Annotated in this window: 4 protein-coding genes; 3 read left to right on the forward strand and 1 reads right to left on the reverse strand. The window is 65.0% G+C overall.

Going from position 1 to position 4,632, the window contains the following annotated elements:
* Nucleotides 1-432 precede the first annotated feature (432 nt).
* The 3 genes from SX243_25180 to SX243_25190 are packed head-to-tail and all read left to right on the forward strand — an operon-like array spanning nucleotide 433 to nucleotide 3,804.
* Nucleotides 433-1,164 (forward strand): hypothetical protein, encoded by a 732-nt coding sequence (locus SX243_25180; GenBank protein MDY7096283.1) that lies wholly within the window; start codon nucleotides 433-435, stop codon nucleotides 1,162-1,164.
* 55 nt (nucleotides 1,165-1,219) lie between these two features.
* A complete protein-coding gene (locus SX243_25185) occupies nucleotides 1,220-2,167 on the forward strand; it encodes a hypothetical protein (protein MDY7096284.1) in 948 nt (315 codons plus the stop codon).
* Entirely contained in the window at nucleotides 2,116-3,804 is a 1,689-nt protein-coding gene (locus tag SX243_25190) for a hypothetical protein (GenBank protein MDY7096285.1), read from the forward strand. The genes SX243_25185 and SX243_25190 overlap by 52 nt, the downstream gene beginning before the upstream one ends.
* 61 nt (nucleotides 3,805-3,865) lie before the next feature.
* Here the strand turns inward: SX243_25190 and SX243_25195 are convergent.
* Nucleotides 3,866-4,632, reverse strand: a 767-nt coding sequence (locus SX243_25195) for a hypothetical protein (protein ID MDY7096286.1), incomplete at its 5' end; no start/stop codon positions are given.

A 4,632-nucleotide genomic window follows, 5' to 3' on the forward strand; every position in this document is an offset into this window, starting at 1 on the left:
CGCAAGGTCGCGGAGCTGCGATGCTGTTGCGTCTTCGCGAGTAGGGTGGGCGCTAGCCCACCACCACGAAGTCTCACCCTCAGCTCCAAACAGCTCCGTCACCAAACTCCCACGACCGTCGGGTGGGCGATCGACACGGACAAGCCCTGAGCCCGATTCGCTCCGGGACTGCTCCGCCTGCAGATTGGCGGATTTCTGAATGTAGGCGTATGATTGAGCAAGATAGTGTTTCTTTGGGTGAGGGCCAATCTCTGGTAGTGAGCTGCAGTCGTCGTGTAGGCGAGCTGCGGGCCTCGCCGTGCAGCTCAAAGCTGTGCGGCGATTGAGAGTCAATACCGTTCGGCAGCGCCCATTGCGGCTGGCCGAGATGAGTTTTTAGTTGCTGAGGCGCGCTGTCGAGACCTTCATTGTTGTGTCTCGAAAGGAGAGGCCATGAAAGCAACTTCCAGGACTCTAGTTTCGATCTTCACCGGTGGCGTGTTCATGCTTCTTTTGGCCGCCTCCGGTCTTCCTGCTTACTCAGAACCCTACAAAAACGTCGCTCCTGACATCTCCCTGCTCGAGCGGCAGGTCGGCGCCACTGCCGAAGAGGCAGCTCCAAACTGGCATAAGTCCGACGTTGCGGGGGTCGTTTTCACTCCCTCGATGGCGACCTTGGTCAAGGGTGGAGCTTCTCTGACCGTCGAAGCTCAATTCAACGGTACGGTCAACGCCGCCGACGCCGGCCACATCATCTTCAACATCACGGAGGAGGATGGGGCGTTCGATGATCTGCTGATCGATGTGGACATCTTCTGCATCCCTCTGCTGCCGACGAATACCAACTTCACCGCGGAGGTCGAGTTTCGGGTCAAGTGTTTGGCCGAGTGCGAGTTGATGGGGGACGACATCCTGTCGATTACGATCACGGACCCCACCACGGGCAACATCATCTGCGGCGGTTCCCCGTTCACGTACATGAACCACACCGCGGACGCGGAGCGGGACCACCAGGTGGTGATCGAGGATGTGCCGGATGGTGACAACCACGGCAACTTGCTCGTCGAGTGCCGGGAGTTTGTAGAGATCCCGACCCTCACCGGTGTCGGCCTGGTTGCCATCGGTCTTGCCCTGGCCCTCGCTGGTCTGCTGGTCCTCCGCCGGCGGCGGGGTCTATCCAGTTGACGGCTGACTTTCACCACGGGCAGGTAGGGGACCGCCATCGATTGGCGATTGGAGGATGCGACCGATGAAGATAGAACTGATCGCGTATGCCTTCGTGACTCCCGGAGGCGAACAGATACCCCGCTGTGGAATCGGCGAGGTCAAGTCCGAGGTGCTCGACTACTTCTCCCGCCACCTCACGAAGATCTGGGACAAAGCCAAGGACAATATCGTCGACCCGGCGCGCTTCCTGAGGGTCGAGGGCGCCAAGCCGGGGGAGGAGCACTTCGAGGCTCTGCGAACGGGTTCCGACGAAGAGTTCATCAAGAGCGCGAATGCGCTGGTCGAAGAGTTGCACTCGGTCACCGACAACCGCATGAGTCGCGGCTTTTTCGTCGCCCTGCGCGCGACTCGCAACAAGAAGGCCGTCGCCGCCGTGCTGAAACTCGATGTCTACGACTTCACCGCGGCACGGCTGGAGCAAGTGGACGACAGCAGCGCGCTCTTCGAGCCGGTCCTGGACCTGCTCGACCTGCCGGGCGACCTCCACAAGGGTGCGCTGTTCCCGGATCCTCGCAGAACCAGCCATCTTGCCGTTGTCGACGTCTTCGAGACGCACTACTTCCTGCGCTCCCTCCATGCTCGGCTCTACGTGGGAGGACGGGACGCCGTCGACCAATTCGACTACCTCGTGCGCAAGGAGGCGGGGCCGGAGGTGGCCCGGCAGGTGAGGCAGGAAGCGGCGGCGCGGGAGACTCCCGCGGCGGCCCCCGCACTGGTCAGGGCGAGCAAGGCGCTGCCGCCGGCGGCCAAGAAGAGGCTCCTCGAGGAGCTCGAGAAACCTCGGAGCATTGGCAAGGTGGACGTTCGAAGCCATCCGCGCACCACGACCATCTACGCGGACGGCATCGAGATCAGCGGCGCCGAGCAGGAGATTGCCGCCAAGGTCGAGGAAGGTAGGGATGGTGCAAAGTGGCTGATCCAGATCACGGCCGACAGCCAGCCGACGTGGAAGACCCGTTGAGCGCGGCGCTGTCTCGGCTCGCGGCCGCGGTAGACCTGGTCGAGGGCTGGGTCGCTACCCATGGCGGCGAGGCCAAGCATCACCTCGACCTGTCCGTCTACTCTTTGAGCCTTCCCATCGGCGAGGCGATTCCCGGCCTGCGCAAATTGCGGCAGGAAGATCACGAGGTGACCCTCACCTACGAGGCGAGAGGCTTCCTCCGCGTCATCCAGCTGCGCGCCTCGGGGGAAAGGGTCGCGCCGGGGAAGACGGGTAGTTGGGAAGAGTCCGGCCTCCCGAAGTCCCGGGCCGCAGCGGTGGCGGCGGCGGAGAGGAACGGCCCCTGGGAGCTCCTCGAAGCCCTCGGTTCAGCGGTCGTCGAGGCCGAGATCAAGGTCCGGAACCTTGCGGCGGAATCGGGGTTCTACTGGATCCGAGAGCGGGATGCGCTGCGCGCTGAATACCTCGGCGGTACCCGGTGGATCACGCTTCTTTACGCTGCTCCCCCAAGCTCCGAACGGCCGCGGCTAATCGTCCATGATCTCTCTGAAGGCTACGTCTGCGCCCGCGGGCTTTGCGTGCACGGGCGCGGGGTCGAGGACGGTGATCTTCCCTCTGCTCCCCCCGCACGCCCCGACGGGGAGTCCCGGCACACGCCAACCGAGGACACCCCATCCGACGATCTCCGCGAGGAGGCGGCTTCCGATTCCCAGGTCCTGAGGCAGGCGAGGGTGTACGCCGACGAGTGGCTGCAGGATGACCGCCGTGCCTTGCCGCCCCCCTTCTTGCTAGAGCCCGTGGCCTGTCACGCCGGGGCAGCGGATCCGGAATTTCTGCGGAAGGTGCAGGAATGGATGCACCGGGCTGCTCAGGCGTTGACGTGGATCTGGCTCGCCGAGACTGCGGCCATCGGCGACGGCGCCGTTCGGTTCGCCTGGGAGGGCGCTGCCGAGGTAGAGTTGCGGGCCCTCGATGCCACCCCCTTTGCCGCCGAGCCGGAGGCCACCCGGGACGCCATCCGGCTCTGGAAGATGGCGGTGGCCACGGAGGACGATCTGCGGCACGAGTCGGTGCATCAGGCCATCGAGGCGATCGTCCGCGACCCCGAGGATCTGCAGAAGGCGGCGGTGCCGGTGCTGCGCCGGGCGCGCTTCGTGCTCAAGATCGCGGAGGAGAATCGGACCGGTGAGGCGATGGCCACGCTCCGAGCCGCCCGACAAGCGGCCGTCGAGGCCGCGAGCACCATCGCCGCTGCCACCCGCGGAGCGGCCCGCAGCGTCGTGGATCGCGTCTTCGCGGCGGTCGTTTCCGCCCTCGGTGTGCTGCTCGCCAACAAGGGCGACCTGATCAACGACGATATGGCCTTCTGGTTGCTCGGGGCCGCCGGCGCGGTGGTCGCTGCCACCTGGGTCATCGTGTATTTCGTCGATTATCCGGACGCCGAGGCCCTGCATACGGCCGCGACCCGTGATCTGCAGCGGTACCGCGACCTCTTGGACCAGACGGAGCTCGAAGAGCTGACCCTGGGAAGCCTGGCCACCGCGAAGAAGCAGCTCCACCGATCACGGTGCATCAGCATGTGGATCGTGATCGGCGGGATGGCGGTGGTTTTGAGCATGCTTTTGCTCGTCCTGGCGGCCGCCGTTGGTGGCGGGTAGGACGGCGCTGACTTGACGTCCCACGCCGCCTACCCGCGCCAAGGCTTCCTCCGGGCCTCCTTCACTCCGCTCGGCGCGGAGCGCCCCACCAGGTGTACTTGCCCCAGGTGGGGTGGGCGGCCTGGATGGCTCTTTGCTCCGTCGGGTTGATCTCCCGGACCTTCTCGAATTCAAAGACCTGGCCGGTCTTCGTGTAGCCGGCGACGCCCTGGTCGAGGCCGTGGAGGGGGATGTGGCGGCAGGCGTAGCCGGACCAGATGCCGTCGTCCCAGATGGTCACGCACTCCTCCTCGTCCCCCTGGTAGAGCCATAGGCGGTTGTAGAGCCCGGGCACGGCGCGGAAGCTGGTGGTGGGCTTGCCGGCGGCCTCCTTTTGCAGCTGGAAGGACCAGCCGGTGGCGTTGGAGGACAGCCGCCAGAGCCTCGTGGGATCCCGCTTGAGCCCGAAGGAGCAGGTGCCGTCCGGGTTGAAGATGACGAAGAAGAGCCGCTTGTCCTCGTCGACTTGGTTGGGGTCCCAGCGGGCCAGGTAGGGGGTGCCCGAGTGCATGTGCTCCACCAGATCTTCCCCCTTGGTCCTCTCCCCGATGCGGTACCAGACCTTGTCGGAGAGGCCGAGCTCCTGCTGCGAGCAATGCATCCAGGCCATCAGCAGCCGAACGACCCAGCGCGGCGCTTGTTGGAGCGTCCGGGTGATGTTCGGCCGGACGTAGTCTTCGTTGAGAGGGTCCGGGACCTCGCCGTAGAAGTAGTCCATCTGCGCCTGCGAATAGGCGGCCAGCTGGTGCAAGACCACCGCGATGCTGGTGTGGTCGCCGTCCTGCCAGA

This window comes from Acidobacteriota bacterium, from assembly GCA_034211275.1.
In the GTDB taxonomy this organism is placed as follows: domain Bacteria; phylum Acidobacteriota; class Thermoanaerobaculia; order Multivoradales; family JAHZIX01; genus JAGQSE01.

Bases quoted from the DNA above. Each gene is read 5' to 3' on its own strand.
- SX243_25180 (MDY7096283.1), top strand. From the start codon at position 433: ATGAAAGCAACTTCCAGGACTCTAGTTTCGATCTTCACCGGTGGCGTG.
- SX243_25185 (MDY7096284.1), top strand. From the start codon at position 1,220: ATGCGACCGATGAAGATAGAACTGATCGCGTATGCCTTCGTGACTCCC.